The organism is Methyloversatilis universalis EHg5, from assembly GCF_000378945.1.
Lineage (GTDB): Bacteria > Pseudomonadota > Gammaproteobacteria > Burkholderiales > Rhodocyclaceae > Methyloversatilis > Methyloversatilis universalis_A.
Genome location: NZ_KB900539.1, coordinates 1,304,906 through 1,324,305 on the forward strand (window position 1 = coordinate 1,304,906; position 19,400 = coordinate 1,324,305).

Consider the following 19,400-nt stretch of genomic DNA (forward strand, 5'->3'; position numbering starts at 1 on the left):
CGGGAAGGCGGAGGCGATGAGCCTCCGCACGGAAAATCATGTCTGGGCAGGCGGGAGTTTAACGGGTGGCGCGGGCAGGCCGGACATTCCGTTCTCGATCCGGTAGATCCAGGCCAGCAGTTCGGCGACCGCGACATACAGTTCGGGTGGAATGCGCTGATCCAGATCCAGTCCCATCAGCAGTGACACCATTTCGCGCGACTCATGCACGAACACGCCGGCTTCGCGTGCGCGACGGATGATTTCGTCCGCCACCATGCCGCGGCCTTTGGCGACCACGCGCGGCGCGGCGTCGCCCGCGCCATAGGCGAGCGCGACCGCCTGGGCGCGGGGCGAGGTGTTCATGCGGCTGCTCCGGCGTCATCATCGGCGGCCGGTGCGTCGCTGAAACTGACGGTGCCCAGACGCAAACCGGCGTCGGTCATGCGCTGCTGCAGATCGAGCAGTCCCGCGCCCATGCGCAGGCGTGCGTCGTCGTCAGCGGCGATGCCCAGGGTGAGCGCGTGTTCCCGGTTCCACAGCGTCAGCGAAGTTTCGATTTCACCCAGGCCGGGCAGCACCATGCGCACGCGCGTGGTCCAGGGGACTTCGGGAGCGCCTTCGTCCGCCGAGCCATCGCCACTGCCGCTGCGTTCGGGTTGCGGGTCGTCGATCTCCAGTCGCATCGGCTGGCCGGGCCAGGCCAGTCCGTCCCACGCGAGCGTCGGCTGGGACAGTCCGAGCAGCTGGTTCTGCACCAGCGGCCGCAGTTCGGCCGGCGGGCCGTCGTCGGTGCGGATCGTGTCGTCCCGTGCCCGTGTGCTGGTCTCGCTGCGTACGGCCAAGGTTTCGTTGCCTTCGCTGTCCGTGGCGGCGGCCGGCAAGTCGTCGGCAGTCGTCGCGGGCAGGGCTGTTGGTGCGGGAGGCGTGCCGGCGCTGCGATCGGCTGTTGCCGGCTGCGGAAGACCCGGGTCGAAGGCGCGCTGAGGTTCGGCTGCGCTCGATTCGATCGGCCGCTGGCCGGCCACCCACTGCGCCTGATGTGATTCGTAGAACAGCCCGCTGTCGCCGATCGCCTGTGCCAGTCGGCCAGCGATCTGCGGCGTGGCATTGCCGGTCGGCACACCAGTGCTCGGATCCAGCATGCGTGCCGGGTCCAGCATGGGCTGACCGTTCGCCAGCCTGGGGGGCTGTGGCGGCGGATCGTCGAGCAGGCTGGCGATGGTGCGGCCCGGGATACTCAGGCGCACCGGGTCGGCATCATCGTTCGGGGGCGTCGCATTGGCTGGCGCAGGCTGGGTATCGCCATCGAGTGTGGCGATCAGCGTCTGTGCTGAACGTTCGACATGGGTCAGGGTGACGGTGCTGCCTGGAGGCAGCGGCGCACCTTCCGGCAGCTTGACGGTGACCGCCTGACCGCCGATGTCAGCGCGTATCAGGCCGTCTCTGAGCGTCTGGAGGATGCGGGCGGTGTAGCGTTCGCCCGGCTGGAAGTCCGGAAGCTGGTCCGCGATTGCCGCAATCGACCCGGTGGTCTGGACTGCGTCGCGGGTCAGCGCCGCCAGACGCTGTGCGAGCCCTGGCAGCAGGTTGTTCATGCCGCGTTCAGCTGTTCTCCGCCGTTCCCGCGGGCAGCCGGCCGAGGTAGCTCTTCACGTGCTGCACCCAGGGTTCGACGTGACGACGCACTTCGGCATCGTCAGCGAGTATCTGTTTCATCAGGTCGAACTTGCGGGCACGTTCCGCCGGCGATGACGACGGTTCGTCGTTGGCGGCAAGGCTGTTGCGCATGGCCGCCACGGTCTGTTCGAGCGTGACCAGACGATCCCAGTCGTTGGCCCGGGCAGCCTCGACCATGTCGCTGGCGATCTGACGCATGTTTTCGAGCAGTATCAGTGAGTTCATGTGTCCGAACCGTCTTGTCGTGAGGGGTGCCGGAGGCAGAACCGCCGGGCATCCGAACCTGCCGCTAGCCTACAGGTGCCACCTGCTTTCGAGGCGTGCATGTGGCCGATTTTTACCGTGCTATTTCAACCGATTCCGGTCAGAGCGGCGCGCCTTGCGCCAATTTTTGCCGGATTTCCTCCCAGGCGCTCCGCAGTTCGCCGAGCAGGGCGCTTACTTCGGTCAGCGTTGCGCGATCATTCTGCGAGTTGGCATGCAGCAGCCGGGCGCACATGTACTCGTAAAGCGAGTACATGCGCTGCGACAGTTCGCCGCCGGCTTCCATGTCCAGGCTGACCTTCAGCCCGTTGCCGATGATGTCGATCGCGCGTGAAATGGACTGGCCCTTGCCGGATACATCGCCGATTTCGATCTGGTGACTGGCGGTTGCGATGGCCATCAGGGCACCGTCGTACAGCATCAGGATGAGCTGATGCGGATCGGCGCTGGCAACCCGGGCTTCGACGCCAGCCTGGTTGTAGGCCATGCGCGGATTGGAAAGAGAGGCAAACATGATGTTCAGGATTCCCGGTTGAGTGGGTGGAACTGCAACGCCTTAAGCCCGCTTACGAACTGGAAAGGCTGGCCAGTTGTTTGGTGAGATAGTCGCTGGTCTGGTTCATTGAACTCATCAGCGAGTCCAGCGCACTGAACTGACGGCGATAGCGCGCTTCGATCAGATCCATGCGAACGTTCAGACGCTCTTCCTGAACCTTCATCGCCTTCTTGGCATCGTCCATGCCGGACAGGCGGTTACCGATCAGGCCCTCGTCGTCGATGGCAGCCGAGATCATCGAACCGATCTTTGAGGCGAGTCCGGTCACGCCGGTACTTCCGACGAACAGTGCCTTGGCCTTGCCGTTGTCGAGCGCAGTAGCCAGCTTGTCCGAATCGACCTTCAGCGAGCCGTCCTTCTGCACCGACACCCCGATACTGGCAAGCGACACGCCGGGCGCGATCTCACCGGTCACCACCGAAGCCAGTCGGCTGCGCAGGCTGAGCACGGTACTTTCGCCGCTCAGTGCCGCACCTTTCTCGGTGGTTGAGTTGTAGGCGGTCTGGTTCTTGATGGTCAGGATGGCGTCGTTGTAGCTCTTGACCAGCTTGTCGACCGCTGCCTTGGCGCCGCTCGAGTCGTTGCTGACGGTAAGCGTGGTCGGGCTGCCGACATTCGTGTTCTTGAGCGACAGCGTCACGCCTTCGATCGTGTTGGTCAGCGTGTTGGTGCTGGATACCACATCGATGCCATTCACCTTGAGCAGCGCGTCGGCCGCCGTCACCTTTTCGCTCATGTTCGAGCTGCCGCCGGTCGACGCGTCGTAGATCAACCGCGACAGGCCGGCGGCGTCGGTGTTGTCGCCATCACTGTCGTTGGCGGTGATGCGCACCGCATTCGCGGTTCCACCGTCCTTCGAGTTGATCACGAGGCGGGTGCCGGTGCCGTCGTTCAGCAGCGATGCGGTCACGCCTGCATTGGCGGCATTGATCGCGTCACGCACGTCACCCAGCGAGGTGGCGGTATTCGGAATCGTGACGGTGACCGGTGTCTTGTCCGGATTGACCGTGAAGGCGCCGCCGCTGTAGCTGCCGAGTTCGATGGTGAGTGAGCCGCTGCCAACGGTGGCGGCTGAGCCGCCGGAGAACGCGGCAGACGCGGTGACCTGGGCGCGCGCGAGACTGCTGACTTCGATCGAATAGTTCCCGGGCGTGGCGGTGGTCGAGGCGGCAACTGTTGCCACATTGCCGTCGGCAATCGTTGCCTTCCTGGCGGCAAAAACGTCTGCCTTGCTCAGCCCCTCCGCGGCGGTCTGCAGCGTGGAGAAGGCGCTCTTGAGCATGCCGTAGCTGGAAATCTTGGCGTCGATCGCCGACTGCTTGGCAGCCAGCAGCGTCAGCGGACGCTTTTCCACCGTCATCAGCTGCGTGACGATGGTGTTGATGTCCAGATTGGTACCGAATGCCAGCGACGATGCCATGGCGGTCTCCTCAGGCCTTGCGCTCGATCAGGCCGCCGTGGCTCTTGCCGAGCGCGCGGGCGATCGCAACCAGTTCTTCCGAGGGAATCTGCCGCAGCACTTCCTTGGTACTCGTATCGATCAATTTCACGATGGTCTTTCCGGTGTCCTTGTCGATCGAGAATTGCAAATTCTGTGCCACCGGTTCGATCCGCTTGCGGATTTCATCGACGGTCTGCTCGATCTGTTCGCTGGTAAGCGCCTGGGCAGCGGTGACGTCGACCTGCGTGGACGAATCCCCCATGGACTTCACCCCGTTCGTCGCCTGGACGGACGGGGTGAATTGGGCCGGGGTCATCGAGATCGGCGTGATAGCCATGATGGTCTCCCTTACATCAGGAGCGGGGTACGGTTACCCGTACCCCGCCCGGTTTGGCGGGCTTGCTTAGCCGCGGAGCAGGCTCAGCACATTCTGCGGCAGCGAGTTGGCCTGCGCCAGCATCGCGGTACCGGCCTGCTGCAGGATCTGGGCGCGGGTCAGGTTCGCGGTTTCAGCCGCGAAGTCCGCGTCGGTGATCCGGCTCTTCGAGGACGTGATGTTCTCGGCCTGGGTCTGCAGGTTGGCAACGGTGTAGTCCAGACGGTTTTGCTGGGCACCCAGTGCGGCGCGCTGTTCCGAAACGTAGGTCAGCGCGTCTTCCACTGAAGTCAGCAGCGACTGGGAGTTCGCGGCGGTGGTGGCGCCGGAGAAAGTCGTGATGTCCGCATTCAGCGCAACCATGCGAGCATCAGCGGACGTTGCACCGATACGGGTGTCACCGAAGGTCAGCGTCAGGCGGTTGTCGGCCTGGTCATCGGCACCCACCTGGATTTCTGCGCCGGTGGCAGCGGTGGTGATGATGGTGCCGGCGTCGAGGTCGGCCGCGATGTTCGCGCCGGTTTCTGCTGCCGAGGTGCGGATGGTCAGCTTCACGCCCAGTTCGTTGTAGTTCAGCTCGTACGAACCACCCGCAGCCACGTTCAGCGCGGTGATGTCGATCATCTGCGAATTCACGCCGTCGGACAGCGTCAGTTCGCCGGTGTTGGCGTCAGCGAAGGTGAAGGTCGTGCCGGCGGCTGCACCGGAGATATCCACCTTGGTCACGGCGGCGACACCGCCGGTGGCCAGGTTGAAGCCGGCCTGGATGGTCGAGGTCGTGTCCAGTGCCTTGCCGAACGAACCGTTCAGCAGTTGCTGACCGTTGAACTTGGTACGGGTCGAAATGTTGTTGATTTCGTCGCGCAGCTGGGTCATTTCATCGGCGATGAAGGAGCGCTCGGCATCGGCCAGCGTCGAGTTCGAACCCTGGGTGGCCAGTTCCTTCATGCGGATGAGCATGTCCTGGATCTGCGACATGCCGCCTTCAGCGGTCTGGATCATCGAGATGCCGTCGCTTGCGTTGCGGGCCGCCTGGTTCAGACCCTTGACCTGGGCGGTCATGCGCTGCGAGATCGCGAGACCGGCGGCGTCATCGCGGGCGCTGTTGATGCGCAGGCCGGACGACAGACGCTGCAGCGAGGTCGTGAGCGAGTTCTGCGAGGAATTGAGGTTGCGCTGAGCGGTGAGCGAGGCAACGTTGGTGTTGATGATTTGCGGCATTTTCTTTCTCCTGTCACGAAGTGGTCTTGTTACGGCGTTGCCGGGTTTGTCCCGGCGTGTGTGTCGCCGATGAGTCAAGTAACGGAGAGGGCAGACAAAACTTTAGACCTTTGTCTGGATGAAAGCCTTTGTGCTCGCGGTTTTCAGGCGCATGCCGCGGAAATGGCCGGCCGGTGCGGCTGTGCCGCAGCCTCTGAAAACTTTAGGGCGCTTGCGCCGCGCCCCTTCTGCTGCATGGCAGACGTGAAATCCGCCCGGAAACCCGCGCCGGTGCTGGGCTTCAACTGTTACCAAATGTGAGCGGAATGCCGACCGGAAGGCCGGAGGCGACAGTCAGACGGTGGCAGCGTCTGCCGGTGATACGACCACCCGGTTCTTGCCGGTGGCCTTGGCCTGATACATCGCGACGTCGGCCCGTTCGATGGCCGAGCTCTGCTTTTCGTCCTGCAGCACGACGGTGACGCCGGCGCTGAAGGTGATCAGGAGCTTGTCGTTGTTGGCGAGGAAGAAACGCTTGGTCAGCTCGCGCTGCAGGCGCTGCAGCACCACCACGGAATCGTCGATTGACGTTTCCGGCAGCAGGATGACGAATTCTTCGCCGCCGTAGCGCGAAAGCGTGTCGTGCGGACGCAGACAGTCACGCACTGTTGCGACCAGATGCAGCAGCGCCTCGTCGCCGGTGTTGTGGCCGTAGGTGTCGTTGAGCCGCTTGAAATTGTCGATGTCCAGCACTGCCAGGCAAAGCGTCGTGCCACGCCGCGAGGCGCGGGACACCTCTTTGGCATAGGACTCTTCAAGCCCCTTGCGGTTGAGCGCACCGGTCAGCGGATCGTGCCGCATGCGTTCGCTGGTCTGTTCCAGTTCAAGCTGCAGGCGTTCGATTTCGGCTTCGGCCGCACGTACGCGGTCGCGCATGGTGTCGACCTCGTTGCGCGACCGTTCGGTGGTCTGCCGCATCTCGTGGGTGGCCGAAATGACCTCGGCGATCACGCCCTGCAGCGAGCCGATGTCGTCGGCTTCCGATATCGTGCGGGCATAGCCTTCCATCTTGTCGCCGAAGCCTGTGGTGGCATCGGTGAAGCTGCCCAGTTGTTCGACGAAGCCGGCCAGCATGAGCTTGATCTGGTGCTTGGCGTCGTCGATGTTGCCGCGCAGCGAGCCCTGACGCTCGATCACTTCGCGCAGCCGCCGTTCGACCTCGTCCAGCTCACGCGCGCTGATCGGGTGGTCGCACAGATTGCGCAGCGCGTCGATCTGTCCGCGCATCCAGCGGTCATCGACCACCAGATCACTGATGTTCTTCAGCAGCAGATCGAGCAGGGACATCAGACCGGTGCGTATTTCGGCCTGATCATCCACCACCCAGTTCAGGCGGTAGATCAGGTTGCGCAGGCGGGCGGCGAGATCATCGACGCCGCGCATGTCGCGCACTTCACGCAGCACACCGCCCAGCTCTATGGCTTCGTCACGCAGTTCAGGCGCGGCGATGAGCAGGCTGGACACTACACCTTCCAGCGTGCGTGCAAACAGATCCCGCAGTGCGGCGTCGCTGTTGTCGGTGGCCGCGGCTGCGCTGGGTGCCTCGACCGGCGCCGACGAAGGTGTGGCGGCAGCATCGGCCGCTTCCCATTTGTCCGCCAGCGCGCTCAATCGCGAATAGAGCGCATCCAGTTCGCCGTTACTTGAATCGAGCACCTGCTGCAATGACTGGTTCTTCTGGGCAAAGCTGAGCGAGGCATGCGTGCGTTCGAGCTGTCTGAACACGTCCTTGAGCAAGGCCGTCCATTTGCGCTGCGGCGCAGCCTGGGCGCGCAGCAGTCCGACCAGCGAACCGCTGATGGCGGACCAGCTGCGGCTGCCGATCGCGCTTTCCAGACGCTGTGCGAATTCGATCTGTGCCTGGTTCAGCCGCGGTAGCGTGGAGCACACCAGCTTGAGGGCACGCTCCGGAAACAGTTCTTCCGCCTTGGTACCGGCAATCTCGTGGTACAGCGAGCGGTAGTTTTCTGGGGTCGGCTGCAACTGACGCATGGCCAGCCGTCGCAAGGCTTCGCGAGCGATATCGAGCGGCTGCATGGAGTCAGTCATGGAAGGCAGGGTTTAACGGTCTGTAACGAAGGACAACAACGGCAGCGGTCCGACGGTCTTTAGGGGTGTCGCATGTGAAAAGATTCACGGCGGATGGCGCGTGCGATCCTGGCGCTCAGTCGACCAGCCCGTGCTTGAGTCCGTAGTGGGTCAGTTCGGCGTTGTTCTTCATGCGCATCTTCTCCAGCAGCCGGGCGCGATAGACGCTCACCGTCTTGACGCTCAGGTTCAGTTCCTCGCCGATCTGGGTCAGCGTCTTGCCTGAGGCGATCATGACCAGGGTCTGGTATTCGCGGTCGGACAGCTTTTCGTGCGGTGGCCGTTCGCTGTCGTCGGTGATCGCATTGGCCAGTTCCATCGCCAGCGACGGCGACACGTATTTCTTGCCGCTGGCCACCTGGCGGATGGCGGTCACCAGCTGGTCGGGCGCGCTCTGCTTGGTCAGATAACCCGCCGCACCGGCCTTCAGCGCCCGGATCGCATACTGTTCTTCCGGATGCATGGACAGCACCAGCACCGGCAGCTTCGGATATTCCTTGCGCACCAGCTTCAGCGTGTCGATGCCGTTGCGGTCGGGCATCGACACATCCATCAGCACCAGATCAAAACTCGCATTGCCGTTGCCGTCACGCAGCTTGTGCATCGCCTCGACCCCGTTTTCGGCTTCGCCGGTCACCACCAGATCGGGGCTGTCGGACAGGATCTGCCGCAGACCCGAGCGCACGATGGCGTGGTCGTCTGCGATCAGGATGCGAATGCTGCTCATCGTGCGAACTCCAGTACGGTGCGGCGGCAGGCCGGTACGCGCAGCAGCAGCCGGGTGCCGCCGCCCTCGCGACCGCTGGCCTCGAAGCGGCCGTTCAGGTGGGCGACCCGCTCGCGGATGCCGCGCAGGCCGAATGATTTGGGCTTGTTCAGGTCGGCCGTCGACAGGCCGCGGCCGTCGTCGGCAATTTCAAGCACGATGTCGTCGTCTTCCTGGGTCATGCGTACCTCGACCCTGTGCGCCTGCGCATGCTTGGACACATTGGTGAGCGCTTCCTGGAACACGCGGAACAGCGCGATCGACGTTTCTTCGTCCGCCTCGATATCGTGGTCCACGCACAGCAGCTCGCACTGCAGGCCGGTGCGGGCAGCGAAGTCTTCAGCGTGGCTTTCCACCGCCGGCGCCAGGCCGAATTCCTTCAGGATGCCCGGACGCAGTTCGCGCGCGATGCGGCCCACCGTCAGAATCGCGTCATCGACCAGTTTGCCCATGCTGTCCGAACGCTTGCGGATGGCCTCCGGGTCGGCGGTGGTCTTGCTCGCCAGCAGCGACACCTCGAACTTCAGCGCCACCAGCAGGCCGCCCAGCTCGTCGTGAATGTCGCGCGCGATGCGCTCACGTTCCTCTTCCTTCGCCATCTGCAGGTGGGACGACAGTTCGGCCAGCTGGCCACGCGACTGGCGCAGTTCGCGCTCGGTCAGCTTGCTCTGCGTGATGTTGGAAACGATGCCTTCCCAGATCGGCACGCCGGATGCCAGCAGCCGTGGCGACGAACGCAGGTTCACCCATTTCACGTCGCCGTCCGGCAGGCGGATGCGGCCTTCCCAGTTCACCGTCGACTGCGACTGGGCGGACTGTTTCATCGCCCGGTTCAGTTCCGGCATGTCCTCCGGCACCACCATTTCAAGAAAGCGGCTGGGTTGCGCGATCAGATCGGTCGGCTTCAGGCCGAGCAGTGCCAGACAGCCGTCACTGACGAACAGGAAGCGCCAGCCGCCGTCGTCGTGCCGCAGCAGCTGGAACACCATGCCCGGAATGTTGGCGGCCAGCGCCCGGAAGCGCGCCTCGCTGTCGCGTACCGCGTCGAGTGCGCTGTGCCGTTCGGCGCGGTTGCGTGCCTCGCGCATCTCGCGTTCGACCGCCGGCACCAGCCGGTCCAGATTGCCCTTGCTCAGATAGTCGTGAGCGCCGGCGCGCATCGCCGACACTGCGATGTCCTCTTCGATCACGCCGGATACGATGATGAAGGGCAGATCCAGGCCGAGTGCCTGCAGGATGCCCAGCGCGGCCATGGCCGAAAACTGCGGCATGTTGTGGTCGGACAGTACGGCGTCCCAGGTGCGCGCAGCCAGCGCTTCGCGCAGGCCGGCTTCGTCCTCGACCCGGGTCGAACGCACCGTGTAGCCGGCCTGGCGGAAGCGGTGCAGCAGCAGCAGTGCGTCGTCCTCCGAATCCTCGATCAGGAGAACGTTGAGCGTGCGCTGAGCCGTCTGGGTAGGCATGGTCGGATCGGGCATCGGCTGGGCCTTCGTCCGCGGCGACTTCGGTCGCCGCGCTGACGCGCGAAGGCATCGTTATGGGTGACCGTGAGTTTAATCCATGCGGATTGAGCTGCGACAGGCGATATAATCATGGCCGCCGCCGCTTTAGCTCAGTTGGTAGAGCAACCGCCTTGTAAGCGGTAGGTCGTCAGTTCGATTCCGACAAGCGGCACCAGATTTATCAAGCAGATAGGCCAGTTCGCGAGGACTGGCCTTTTGCTTTTCTGCATTCGTGCAGCCCTGATGCGGCCGGTTTCGGCCGGTTTCGGCCAATCGGCGGGATGGCCGTCTGTCGCAGCAGTGCCGTTTTCCGCCTGCATTGTCACCCGCCGGTCCAGGCGGTCAGCCGTGCCGGGTCTCCCCGTCGGTGGGCCGTACATCCCCTGCCGGAAGACCGCAGCTCGGCGCCGCTGGTACGGAATCTCCGCTTCGCCGTGCTGCAGCCCGACCCAAGCCAGGCTTCGCCAGCCTGAAAATCCGGCTCGAAGATGCCCCGGGCCGGCCGCGCGGCGTGTCTCTCATGACGGTGGCGGCAGCGCAGACCATCGGCATTCGGTCATCCCTGACCGCGTCTGACAGGAAAGTGACAGCCTGGCTGTCTAGACTGTGCAGACCATGTCCCATTCCGCACACCTCCTGCGTTCCCGCTGCCAGCATCGTGGCCTGCGACTCAGATTGTTGCTGCTTGCCTGCGCGCTCGGCCTGCTGCATCCGGCCCGCGACGCGCTGGCACAGACGGCGCCGCCCGAAAGCGCGCTCACGCTGCAGGCTGCCGAGACGCGGCTGCGTGAAGCCAGCCGAGACCTGCAGCGTGCGCGCCGTGACGTTGAACGTGCGCAGGCCGCGACCGGCAGTGCGGCCGCCCGCCCGAACGCGACGCTGTCCATCGATACCACTGACATCAACCCCCGGCGCGGCATCGGCGCCGGGCCCGTCTGGGACAAGCAGGTCGACACCACGGTGCGGCTGGAACAGACCTTCGAGCGCGGCGGCAAGCGCGAACTGCGCATGGCCCGCGCCGATGCGCTGCTCGACGCCGCGCGCGCCGATCAGGCCGACGCGCTGCGCCAGCAGCTGCGCACGCTGCGCGTCGCCTACTTCGATCTCAAGCTGGCCGAGGACAAGCTGACGCTGCTGCAGCAGACCCTGGGCCTGCTGGACGATACGGTCGCCCGTGCCGAAGTGCGGGTGAAGGCGGGCGATCTGGCGCCCAGCGACCTGGAACGCATCCGCCTCGACCGGCTGCGCGCCGAATCCGATCTGCGCGTCGCCGAAACCGTGCAGCGCCGCGCCCAGGCCGAACTGGCCCGCCTGCTGGCGCTGGAAGGCATGGCGGGCCGGCTGCATGCGGCCGACCCGTGGCCGCGTCCGGTGGTGCCGGTGACCGCGGTCGCCGCGGCCGAACTGCCGGCCGACCGGCCCGATCTGCGCGCCGCACAGTCGCGGCTGCAGGCCGCACAGCAGGGGCGCAGCCTGGCGGAAAGCCTGCGCACCCGCGACATCACGGTCGGCGTGCAGTACGAACATTTCCCGCCGGACGGGCGTGCGATGTACGGCTTCGGTGTGTCCATCCCGCTGTTCAACGGCTATGACTACCGTGGTGAGGTCGATTCGGCCTATGCCGAACTGGGCGCGGCCGAGGATGACCGGCTGCGCGTCGCTGCCGAAGCCGATGCCGAACTGAAGCTGCGCCGCGCCGAACTGGACGTGCAGGCCGCCCGCGCGGCCCGCTACCTCGACACCGTGCTGCCCACCGCCCGCCGTTCGGCCGAAGCGACCGAATTCGCCTTCCGTCACGGCGCAGTCGGCGTGATCGACGTGCTCGATGCGCGCCGCACGCTGCGCGCCATCGAATCCGAAGCACTGGACGCCCAGGCCGACCTTGCCCGCGCGCGCGCTGAACTGGCCGCTGCCCTCAATTCCGATTTCTGACCGCCATGACCGAAACGTCTTCTGTCGCCGCTCGCCGGCGTCGTACCGTCCTCATCGTGTCTGCTGCCGTGCTGGCCGCCGCTGCTGCCTACGGACTGCTGCGCAGCCGTCCGCCGGTCGAGGCCGCCGCGCCGGCGCCGGCGGCCGCCCCCGGCAGCGGCGTTGCGCTGCCGCAGGGCGCAAGCCAGCTGTCCTTCATCGTCACCGCCCGTACCGACGAGGTGGAACTGCCGCTCACCGCACCGCTGAATGCACGGGTCGCGGTGGCCGAGGACCGCACCGCACGGGTGTTCAGCCCGCTGGTCGGGCGCGTGCTGCGTCTGGCTGCCGCGCCGGGCGACACGGTGCCGGCCGGCGCCACACTGGCCGACATCGACGCGCCGGATCTGGGCCAGGCTTCGGCCGACGCCCGCCGTGCCGAAGCCGATGCCGACCTGAGGCACAAGGCGCTGGCGCGTGCGCGCACGCTGCTCGATGCCGAGGTGCTGCCGCGGCGCGAATTCGAAGTGGCGCAGGCCGAAGCGGCTGCCGCCGACGCCGAGGTGCAGCGCGCGCGTCAGCGACTGCAGAGCCTGGCGCCGCGTGGGGTCAGCGGCCAGACCCTGGCGCTGCGTACGCCGTTGGCCGGCGTGGTCACCGAGCGCCACGCCACGCCCGGTCTTGAAGTACGGCCGGACGCCGAACAGCCGCTGTTCGTGGTGTCTGACCTGTCCCGGCTGTGGCTGCTGATCGACCTGCCGGAGCAGGAACTGGGCAAGTTCCGTGTCGGCGACCGCATCGAGGTGTCCATCGACGCCTGGCCGGACGAGCGCTTCTCCGCCACCGTGTCGCGCATCGCGCCGGTGCTGGATCCGCAGACCCGCCGCGTGCAGGTGCGCTGCGACCTGCCGAATGCCGACGGCCGCCTGCGCCCGGAAATGTTCGCCCGCGCCCACGTGCTGTCGGACAGCGGCCAGCGGGTGCTGCGCCTGCCCACCTCGGCGCTGGTCAGTGACGGCTTGTATACAGCCGTGTTCGTGCAGACCGCGCCCGGCCAGTTCAGCAAGCGCCGGGTCAAGGCGTTGCGGCAGGATGCGCGCGAAGCCTATGTGCAGCCGGCCGAGCCTGACGGCCTGCGCGGCGGTGACACCGTGGTGGTGCGCGGGGCACTGCTGCTGGACGCCGAACTGGGCGAGGCCAAGTGATGTTCGCGCGGCTTGCCACTTTTGCCATCCAGCAGCGCGTGTTCGTGCTGCTGATCACCTTCGCGCTGACCGTCTTCGGTCTGCGCGCCTGGCTTGAACTGCCGATCGAAGCCTTCCCGGACGTGCAGGACGTGCAGGTTCAGGTGGTCACCCAGTTTCCGGGCCAGTCGCCGGAAGAGGTCGAGCGTTCGATCAGCCTGCCGATCGAGCGCGAAATGAGCGGTGTGCCGCGCGCCACCCAGATCCGCTCGGTGTCGATGACCGGCCTGTCAGTGGTGACGCTCGTGTTTTCCGACGGTACCGAAGACCGCTTTGCGCGCTCGCAGGTGCTGGAAAAGCTGCAGACCGTCGATCTGCCGCCCGGCGTGCAGCCCCAGCTCGGCCCGCTGGCCACTGCGGTGGGCGAGGTGTTCCGTTACGTGGTCGACGCGCCGCCCGACATGCCGATGGCCGAAGTGCGCGCGCTGCAGGACTGGGTGGTGCGGCCCACGCTGCGCCGCGTGCCCGGCATCGCCGACATCGTGAGCTTCGGCGGCACGGTCAAGCAGTTCCAGGTATCGGTCGATCCGGCGCGACTGGGTCGCTATGGCGTGACGCTGGATCAGATTTCGGCGGCACTGTCTTCCGACAATGCCAATGCCTCCGGCGGCGTACTCCGGCGCGGCGAGGAAAACCTGCTGGTGCGCTCGATCGGTCTGTTCCGCTCGCTGGACGACATCCGTGCCGTGGTGGTGAGCGCCGACCAGGGGCGCACCGTTACCGTCGGTGACGTCGCAGCCGTCACCACCGGGGAAGCGCTGCCCACCGGCATGGTCGCCTATGACGACCGCGATTCGGTGGTGCAGGGCATCGTGGTGATGACCAAGGGCGAGAACGCGGTCAAGGTGGTCGAGGCGCTGAAGGAACGCGTGGATCGCCTGAACACCGAAGGGCAGCTGCCGGCCGGCGTGAAGATCCGTTCGATCTACGAGCGCACCGACCTGATCAACCACACGGTGCACACCGTTGCGGAAAACCTCGCGGTCGGCGCCGCGCTGGTGGTGGCGGTGCTCATCGTGTTCCTGCGCAACTGGCGTGCCGCCCTCATCGTTGCCAGCATCATTCCGCTGACGCTGCTGTTCGCCTTCATCCTGATGGATGCGCGCGGCATTTCGGCCAACCTGATTTCGCTCGGCGCGGTCGACTTCGGCATCATCATCGACAGTGCGGTGGTGATGGTCGAGGCGCTGATGGTGAGGCTGGCGGTGCATGCCAACGACGTGTCGGCGCGCGAACATCCGGTGTCCTTCCGGCTGCACGCGCTGCGCAACACCGTGACCAGCCTGGCCAAGCCCATCCTGTTCTCCAAGGCCATCATCATCCTGGCCTTCCTGCCCATCTTCACTTTCCAGCGGGTCGAGGGGAAGATTTTCTCGCCGGTGGCCTACACGCTGTCCTTCTCGCTGCTGGGCGCCATCCTGCTCACGCTCACGCTGGTGCCCACGCTGCTCGCCGGTGTGCTGATGAAGCGCGACATGGCCGAGGTGCACCTGCACTGGATGGAAACGCTGCAGAACCGCTACCGCGCGCTGCTGGGCATGCTGCGCAACCGTCTGGCCGCGTTGCTGCTGGCCAGTGTTGGCACGCTGTGCGCGTCGCTGGCGCTGGTGCCCTGGCTGGGCAGCGAATTCCTGCCCAAACTGGACGAAGGCAACATCTGGCTCACCGTGGCGCTGGCTCCGGCCACCGCGCTGGCACAGACCAAGGAAGTCGAGCGCGACATCCGCGCGCTGCTGCGCCAGTACCCGGAAGTGAAAAGCGTGCTCACCCAGGTTGGGCGGCCGGACGAGGGCACCGACCCGAAAGGCCCGAACAACATCGAGGTGCTGGCCGACCTGCAGCCGCACGACCAGTGGCGCTTCGCCAGCAAGGAAGCGCTGGTGGCCGACATGACCGCGAAGCTGAAGGCGATACCGGGCCTGCCGACCAACTTTTCGCAGGTGATCCAGGACAACGTCGAGGAGACGCTGTCCGGCGTGAAAGGCGAGGTGGCGGTCAAGATCTACGGGCCCAATCTCGACATCCTGCAGGACAAGGCGGACCAGGTGGCGGCCATTCTCGGCCGCATACGCGGCAGCACCGACGTGGCGGCGATCAAGACCGGCGGCCAGACGGAAATCCTGGTCACGCCGGACCGCTCGCGCCTGGCGCGCTACGGCCTGCGGGTGGGCGACGTGTCAGGTGTCGTGCAGACCGCATTCGGCGGCCATGCGGTCGGCCAGTTCTACGAGGGTGAGCGGGTGTTCGACGTGGTGGTGCGGCTGGACAAGCCGCACCGCGATGCGGTCGAAGACCTCGGCCGGCTGCAGGTGTCGCTGCCGGCCGGCGGCGTGCTGCCGCTGTCCGAACTGGCCGACATCGAAATCCGCCAGGGCGCGTCGCGCATCCAGCGAGAGGCGGGTGGCCGCACGGTGGCCGTGAAAGCCAACCTGATCGGCCGCGACCAGGGCAGTTTCGTGGCCGAAGCCATGGGTGTGGTCGAGCGCGAAGTGAAGCTTCCGGCCGGCTATCGCATGAGCTGGGGCGGCCAGTTCGAGAACCAGCAGCGGGCGATGAAGCGGCTGGCGGTCATCGTGCCGGTCAGCCTGCTGGCCATCTTCTCGCTGCTGTTCTGGGCCTTCCGCTCGATGCGGGTGGCCGCGCTCATCATGGCGCTGGTGCCCTTCACGCTGGTCGGCGGCCTGGTCGGCCTGTGGCTGGCCGGCCTGCACCTGTCGGTGTCGGCGGCGGTCGGCTTCATCGCGGTGGCCGGCATTTCGGTCCAGAACGGCGTCATCATGGTCGAGCAGATCGTCGAACTGCTGGACAACGGCAAGCCTTCGCTCGAGGCGGTGACCGAAGGTGCGGTGGCGCGACTGCGGCCCATCCTGATGACTGCGCTGATGGCCGGACTGGGCCTGCTGCCGGCTGCGCTGTCGCACGCCATCGGTTCCGAGACGCAGCGGCCGTTCGCGGTGGTCATCGTCGGCGGCGTCATTTCGGCCACGCTGTTCACGCTGCTGCTGCTGCCCACGCTCTATGCCCGTTTCGCAGTGCCGCCGCCGCGCTACGATGCCGGACCTGACAAGGACGGACACCGCAATGCGACTGCTGCTGGTCGAGGATGACGTGCTGCTGGCGAGCGGCGTGCGCGAAGGGCTCGAAGCCCAAGGCTATAACGTCGATGCGATCGATACCGCGGAGGCGGCGCTGGCCGGTCTGCGGCTCACGCCCTACGACCTCGCCATCGTCGATATCGGCCTGCCGCGCATGGACGGGCTGGAACTGGTGCGCCGCATGCGACGCGACGGCCTGGCGCTGCCGGTGCTCATCCTGACCGCGCGCGACACGCTGGAAGACCGGGTGGATGCGCTTGAACTGGGCGCGGACGACTACCTGATCAAGCCTTTTCACCTGAGCGAACTGGTGGCGCGGGTAAGGGCCTTGATCCGGCGCAGCCGGGCGGTGGCGTCGTCGCTGATCACCCACGGCGCGCTGACGCTGGACATGGCCACCCGTGAGGCGAAGCTGGGCGACGCACCGCTGGCGCTCACCGGCCGCGAATGGGCGACGCTGGAACTGCTGCTGCTGGCGGCGCCGCGTGTCGTGGCCAAGGAAAAGATACTGGACAGCCTCAGTGCCTGGGACCGCGAACTGAGCCCGAATGCGGTCGAACTGTATGTGTCGCGGCTGCGCGCCAAGCTGGAGCCGGGCGGCGTGCGCATCCTGACCGTGCGCGGGCTGGGCTACCGGATCGAGGCGCCGGCTGAATGAAAAGCATACGCCGGCGCCTGATGGCGCTGCTCATCGTGCCGCTGGTGCTGCTGCTGGTGGTGAGCCTGCTGCTGGACTACCGCTTCGCGCTCGACCAGGCCAACGATGCCTACGATCACGAACTGGCCGATGCCGCCGCCGCGATCGCCGCGCGTATCCGGGTACGCGATACCGGCATCGAGGTCACCTTGCCGGAAGACGTGATCCGCATCCTGCGCGGCTCGGGTGACCAGCTGTTCTACCGCGTGATCGCGCCGGATGGCGACACATTGGCCGGGGTGCCGGACCTGCAGCCGCCAGCGCGCGGCGACACGCTGCGCATCGGCGACGACACGCTGGACGGCCGCCCGGTGCGCACTGCGGTACTGCGCACGCCCACCAGCGCCGGCGTGGTGACCGTGGTGGTGGCCGAAACCACCCACAAGCGCCGCATGGTGGCCGACCGCATCCTGTTTGCGGTCATGTGGCCCAATCTGACCTTCATGCTGGTCGCGCTGGTGCTGGTGATCGCGGCGGTGAGCATCGGGCTGCGTCCGCTGCGTACGCTGAGCCGCGAGATCGAAGCGCGTTCGGCGCGCGATCTCGGCCTGCTGCCGGTCGAAGGCGTGCCGGCCGAGGCGCTGCCGCTGGTCAGCGCGATCAACCGTCTGCTGGGCCGGCTGCGTGCCGCCTCCGAATCGCAGCAGAAATTCCTGGCCGACGCGGCCCACCAGCTGCGCACCCCGCTGGCGGCGCTGCAGACCCAGCTCGAACTGGCGCACGAAGAGGCGCCACCGGCGCAGCAGGGGCGCATCCGTCAGCTGCTGGCGGCCGCGCACCGCATCGGCCATCTGGCGCACCAGCTGCTGGCGCTCGCGCGGGCGGCGCCTGAAGCGGCGGCCGGGCACGACCACCATCAGGTCGATCTGCCCGAGCTGGCGGGCGAGGCGGTGAGCGACGCGCTGGACCGCGCGCTGGAGCGCGGCATCGACCTCGGGCTCGAAGCGGCCCCGGCGCGGATACTGGGATCGACCTGGCTGCTGCGCGAAGTGATGTCCAACCTGATCGACAACGCGCTGACTCACGCGCCGGCGGGTGCCCGGGTCACGGTGCGCACCGGGGTCGAGGACGGGCGCCCCTTTCTCGAAGTCGAGGACGACGGGCCGGGCATTGCGGAAGAGGACAGGGGGCGGGTGTTCGACCGCTTCTACCGCTGCCCGCAGACCCGTGGGCCGGGCAGCGGTCTGGGCCTGGCCATCGTGCGCGAGATCGCGCAGCTGCACGATGCGGAGGCCTGCGTGCATCCGCCGCGGGCAGGCGGCAGGGGCGTGTGCGTGCGGGTGAAGTTTCCGGCGTCCGGCGCGCCCTGAAACGCGCCGGCGGGCGTGCGTCAGCGGTTTTCCGGGCCGCGCGCGATCATCATGCTGGCCACGCCCTTGATGGTCGGCCAGTCCTTCAGCGCCTCGATCGCCTGTTCGAAACCGGCGGCGGCCGAGCGCTGCAGCGACTGTTCCGCCAGCGACAGCAGACTGCCCGAGTATTCGGTCAGGGCGCGGTTCTGCAGATCGACGAAGCTCTGATAGAGCGCGCCCGGGCTGTTCGGATCGAAGGCCGGCTCTGCCGGCGCCTCATCGCTTGCGTCAGCCGGGCTCACGCCCTGCAGCAGCGCGAACACGAAGCGGCCGAGCGCGCGCTGGGCTTCGGCCGACTCCGGGCTGCCGAAGAAATCCGGATCCAGCGTCAGTGCCGGGGCGGCGTCGCCCTTGCGGCATTCGATGCGGCCATCCGCGCCGATGCGGATGCGCAGTTCGGAAGTGCTCATCGTGGAAATCCTCAGGCGGGGTAGCGGGTGTCGGCCACCGGCTGGCCGGCGTCGTCGGTGGTGAAGGCGCGCAGTGCGCCGTCTTCCGCCTCGAACCAGCAGGCGCGGTCGCGCCAGTCGGCCAGCACGTGGCGTATGCAGGTGGCGCCGTCGACCGTGTGCCGGTGCTGCGCCGGCCGGTGGGTGTGGCCGTGGATCAGCGTGCCCACGTCGTGGTGACGGAACATGGCGGCGATCGCATCGGCATTGGCGTCCATCAGGTATTCGCCCTTGCCTGCGGTCGCTTCCTTGCTGCGCCGGCGCATGTCTTCGGCGATCGCGTGGCGTTCGGCCAGCGGTTTTGCGAGAAAGGCGGCCTGCCACTGCGGGTTCCGCACCATGGTGCGGAACTGCTGGTAGGGCAGGTCATCGGTGCACAGCGTGTCGCCATGCAGCAGCAGCGTGTCGCGGCCGCCGATGTCGGCGATCAGCCAGTCACCGTGGATGCGGGCGCCGGTGGCTTCGGCGAAGCCGGCTCCCATCAGGAAATCGCGGTTGCCCGGCAGCACGTGCACTTCGATGCCGGCGGCGTGCAGCGCCCGCAGGGCGTCAATCACCGGGCGCACCGCCGGGTCGGCCACATCTTCGTCGCCGGCCCAGGCCTCGAACAGGTCGCCGAGCAGGAACACCCGGCGCGCCTGGTGCGCACGACCTTCGAGCAGGGCGACGAAAGCCGTGTTCAGTGCGGGCGTGGCGGCAGACAGATGCAGGTCGGAACAGAGCAGGTCCATGCCGCGCCC

General features: G+C 66.6%; 17 protein-coding genes and 1 tRNA gene. 6 read left to right on the forward strand and 12 right to left on the reverse strand.

What is annotated here, in order from left to right; translation table 11 throughout:
* Nucleotides 1–36: 36 nt before the first annotated feature.
* The 10 genes from METUNV2_RS0106085 to METUNV2_RS0106130 all read right to left on the reverse strand — a co-directional run bounded on the left by METUNV2_RS0106085 (nucleotide 37) and on the right by METUNV2_RS0106130 (nucleotide 9,873).
* The gene (locus METUNV2_RS0106085; protein ID WP_018228600.1) at nucleotides 37–345 is read right to left on the reverse strand and encodes an EscU/YscU/HrcU family type III secretion system export apparatus switch protein; all 309 of its coding nucleotides are present in this window, start codon (nucleotides 343–345) and stop codon (nucleotides 37–39) included.
* Nucleotides 342–1,577 (reverse strand): flagellar hook-length control protein FliK, encoded by a 1,236-nt coding sequence (locus METUNV2_RS0106090; protein ID WP_018228601.1) that lies wholly within the window; start codon nucleotides 1,575–1,577, stop codon nucleotides 342–344. The genes METUNV2_RS0106085 and METUNV2_RS0106090 overlap by 4 nt, the downstream gene beginning before the upstream one ends.
* Before the next feature lie 7 nt (nucleotides 1,578–1,584).
* Nucleotides 1,585–1,884 carry a flagellar protein FliT gene (locus tag METUNV2_RS0106095; protein ID WP_018228602.1) on the reverse strand — a complete coding sequence of 100 codons (300 nt, stop codon included), beginning with the start codon at nucleotides 1,882–1,884 and terminating at the stop codon, nucleotides 1,585–1,587.
* A gap of 139 nt (nucleotides 1,885–2,023) precedes the next feature.
* Nucleotides 2,024–2,437: a flagellar export chaperone FliS gene (gene fliS / locus METUNV2_RS0106100; protein WP_026187918.1), complete on the reverse strand. Its 414-nt coding sequence runs from the start codon at nucleotides 2,435–2,437 to the stop codon at nucleotides 2,024–2,026.
* A 52-nt stretch (nucleotides 2,438–2,489) separates the two neighbouring features.
* Nucleotides 2,490–3,899, reverse strand: coding sequence for a flagellar filament capping protein FliD (gene fliD / locus METUNV2_RS0106105; protein ID WP_018228604.1), 1,410 nt, complete (start codon nucleotides 3,897–3,899; stop codon nucleotides 2,490–2,492).
* Between the two features lie 10 nt (nucleotides 3,900–3,909).
* A complete protein-coding gene (locus METUNV2_RS0106110; protein WP_026187919.1) occupies nucleotides 3,910–4,257 on the reverse strand; it encodes a flagellar protein FlaG in 348 nt (115 codons plus the stop codon).
* A 66-nt stretch (nucleotides 4,258–4,323) separates the two neighbouring features.
* Nucleotides 4,324–5,517 carry a flagellin N-terminal helical domain-containing protein gene (locus tag METUNV2_RS0106115; RefSeq protein WP_018228607.1) on the reverse strand — a complete coding sequence of 398 codons (1,194 nt, stop codon included), beginning with the start codon at nucleotides 5,515–5,517 and terminating at the stop codon, nucleotides 4,324–4,326.
* 333 nt (nucleotides 5,518–5,850) lie between these two features.
* Nucleotides 5,851–7,593: a GGDEF domain-containing protein gene (locus METUNV2_RS0106120; RefSeq protein ID WP_018228608.1), complete on the reverse strand. Its 1,743-nt coding sequence runs from the start codon at nucleotides 7,591–7,593 to the stop codon at nucleotides 5,851–5,853.
* Between the two features lie 127 nt (nucleotides 7,594–7,720).
* The gene (locus METUNV2_RS0106125) at nucleotides 7,721–8,371 is read right to left on the reverse strand and encodes a response regulator (RefSeq protein WP_018228609.1); all 651 of its coding nucleotides are present in this window, start codon (nucleotides 8,369–8,371) and stop codon (nucleotides 7,721–7,723) included.
* Entirely contained in the window at nucleotides 8,368–9,873 is a 1,506-nt protein-coding gene (locus METUNV2_RS0106130) for a hybrid sensor histidine kinase/response regulator (protein WP_232415623.1), read from the reverse strand. The genes METUNV2_RS0106125 and METUNV2_RS0106130 overlap by 4 nt, the downstream gene beginning before the upstream one ends.
* 138 nt (nucleotides 9,874–10,011) lie before the next feature.
* On the opposite strand from METUNV2_RS0106130, the gene METUNV2_RS0106135 reads away from it, so the two are divergent.
* From METUNV2_RS0106135 to METUNV2_RS0106160, 6 genes are all read left to right on the forward strand, one after another.
* Nucleotides 10,012–10,087: transfer RNA gene (locus METUNV2_RS0106135), tRNA-Thr, on the forward strand.
* Nucleotides 10,088–10,587: 500 nt separating this feature from the next.
* The gene (locus METUNV2_RS0106140; protein ID WP_232415625.1) at nucleotides 10,588–11,844 is read left to right on the forward strand and encodes a TolC family protein; all 1,257 of its coding nucleotides are present in this window, start codon (nucleotides 10,588–10,590) and stop codon (nucleotides 11,842–11,844) included.
* Between the two features lie 5 nt (nucleotides 11,845–11,849).
* Entirely contained in the window at nucleotides 11,850–13,028 is a 1,179-nt protein-coding gene (locus METUNV2_RS0106145; protein WP_026187921.1) for an efflux RND transporter periplasmic adaptor subunit, read from the forward strand.
* A complete protein-coding gene (locus METUNV2_RS0106150) occupies nucleotides 13,028–16,174 on the forward strand; it encodes an efflux RND transporter permease subunit (protein ID WP_018228613.1) in 3,147 nt (1,048 codons plus the stop codon). The genes METUNV2_RS0106145 and METUNV2_RS0106150 overlap by 1 nt, the downstream gene beginning before the upstream one ends.
* Nucleotides 16,149–16,820, forward strand: a complete 672-nt coding sequence (locus tag METUNV2_RS0106155) for a response regulator (protein ID WP_018228614.1) — start codon at nucleotides 16,149–16,151, stop codon at nucleotides 16,818–16,820. The genes METUNV2_RS0106150 and METUNV2_RS0106155 overlap by 26 nt, the downstream gene beginning before the upstream one ends.
* The gene (locus METUNV2_RS0106160) at nucleotides 16,817–18,169 is read left to right on the forward strand and encodes a sensor histidine kinase (RefSeq protein ID WP_018228615.1); all 1,353 of its coding nucleotides are present in this window, start codon (nucleotides 16,817–16,819) and stop codon (nucleotides 18,167–18,169) included. The genes METUNV2_RS0106155 and METUNV2_RS0106160 overlap by 4 nt, the downstream gene beginning before the upstream one ends.
* Nucleotides 18,170–18,189: 20 nt before the next feature.
* Here the strand turns inward: METUNV2_RS0106160 and METUNV2_RS0106165 are convergent, their stop codons facing one another.
* Both METUNV2_RS0106165 and METUNV2_RS0106170 read right to left on the reverse strand, forming a co-directional pair.
* The gene (locus METUNV2_RS0106165; protein ID WP_018228616.1) at nucleotides 18,190–18,621 is read right to left on the reverse strand and encodes a hypothetical protein; all 432 of its coding nucleotides are present in this window, start codon (nucleotides 18,619–18,621) and stop codon (nucleotides 18,190–18,192) included.
* 11 nt (nucleotides 18,622–18,632) lie between these two features.
* Nucleotides 18,633–19,391, reverse strand: a complete 759-nt coding sequence (locus METUNV2_RS0106170) for a UDP-2,3-diacylglucosamine diphosphatase (protein WP_018228617.1) — start codon at nucleotides 19,389–19,391, stop codon at nucleotides 18,633–18,635.
* Between the last annotated feature and the right edge of the window lie 9 nt (nucleotides 19,392–19,400).

Bases quoted from the DNA above. Each gene is read 5' to 3' on its own strand.
- METUNV2_RS0106145 (WP_026187921.1), top strand. From the start codon at position 11,850: ATGACCGAAACGTCTTCTGTCGCCGCTCGCCGGCGTCGTACCGTCCTC.
- fliS (WP_026187918.1), bottom strand. From the start codon at position 2,437: ATGTTTGCCTCTCTTTCCAATCCGCGCATGGCCTACAACCAGGCTGGC.
- METUNV2_RS0106120 (WP_018228608.1), bottom strand. From the start codon at position 7,593: ATGCAGCCGCTCGATATCGCTCGCGAAGCCTTGCGACGGCTGGCCATG.
- METUNV2_RS0106115 (WP_018228607.1), bottom strand. From the start codon at position 5,517: ATGCCGCAAATCATCAACACCAACGTTGCCTCGCTCACCGCTCAGCGC.
- METUNV2_RS0106170 (WP_018228617.1), bottom strand. From the start codon at position 19,391: ATGGACCTGCTCTGTTCCGACCTGCATCTGTCTGCCGCCACGCCCGCA.
- METUNV2_RS0106160 (WP_018228615.1), top strand. From the start codon at position 16,817: ATGAAAAGCATACGCCGGCGCCTGATGGCGCTGCTCATCGTGCCGCTG.
- METUNV2_RS0106165 (WP_018228616.1), bottom strand. From the start codon at position 18,621: ATGAGCACTTCCGAACTGCGCATCCGCATCGGCGCGGATGGCCGCATC.
- METUNV2_RS0106085 (WP_018228600.1), bottom strand. From the start codon at position 345: ATGAACACCTCGCCCCGCGCCCAGGCGGTCGCGCTCGCCTATGGCGCG.
- METUNV2_RS0106130 (WP_232415623.1), bottom strand. From the start codon at position 9,873: ATGCCTACCCAGACGGCTCAGCGCACGCTCAACGTTCTCCTGATCGAG.
- fliD (WP_018228604.1), bottom strand. From the start codon at position 3,899: ATGGCATCGTCGCTGGCATTCGGTACCAATCTGGACATCAACACCATC.
- METUNV2_RS0106090 (WP_018228601.1), bottom strand. From the start codon at position 1,577: ATGAACAACCTGCTGCCAGGGCTCGCACAGCGTCTGGCGGCGCTGACC.
- METUNV2_RS0106125 (WP_018228609.1), bottom strand. From the start codon at position 8,371: ATGAGCAGCATTCGCATCCTGATCGCAGACGACCACGCCATCGTGCGC.
- METUNV2_RS0106110 (WP_026187919.1), bottom strand. From the start codon at position 4,257: ATGGCTATCACGCCGATCTCGATGACCCCGGCCCAATTCACCCCGTCC.
- METUNV2_RS0106150 (WP_018228613.1), top strand. From the start codon at position 13,028: ATGTTCGCGCGGCTTGCCACTTTTGCCATCCAGCAGCGCGTGTTCGTG.
- METUNV2_RS0106095 (WP_018228602.1), bottom strand. From the start codon at position 1,884: ATGAACTCACTGATACTGCTCGAAAACATGCGTCAGATCGCCAGCGAC.
- METUNV2_RS0106155 (WP_018228614.1), top strand. From the start codon at position 16,149: ATGCGACTGCTGCTGGTCGAGGATGACGTGCTGCTGGCGAGCGGCGTG.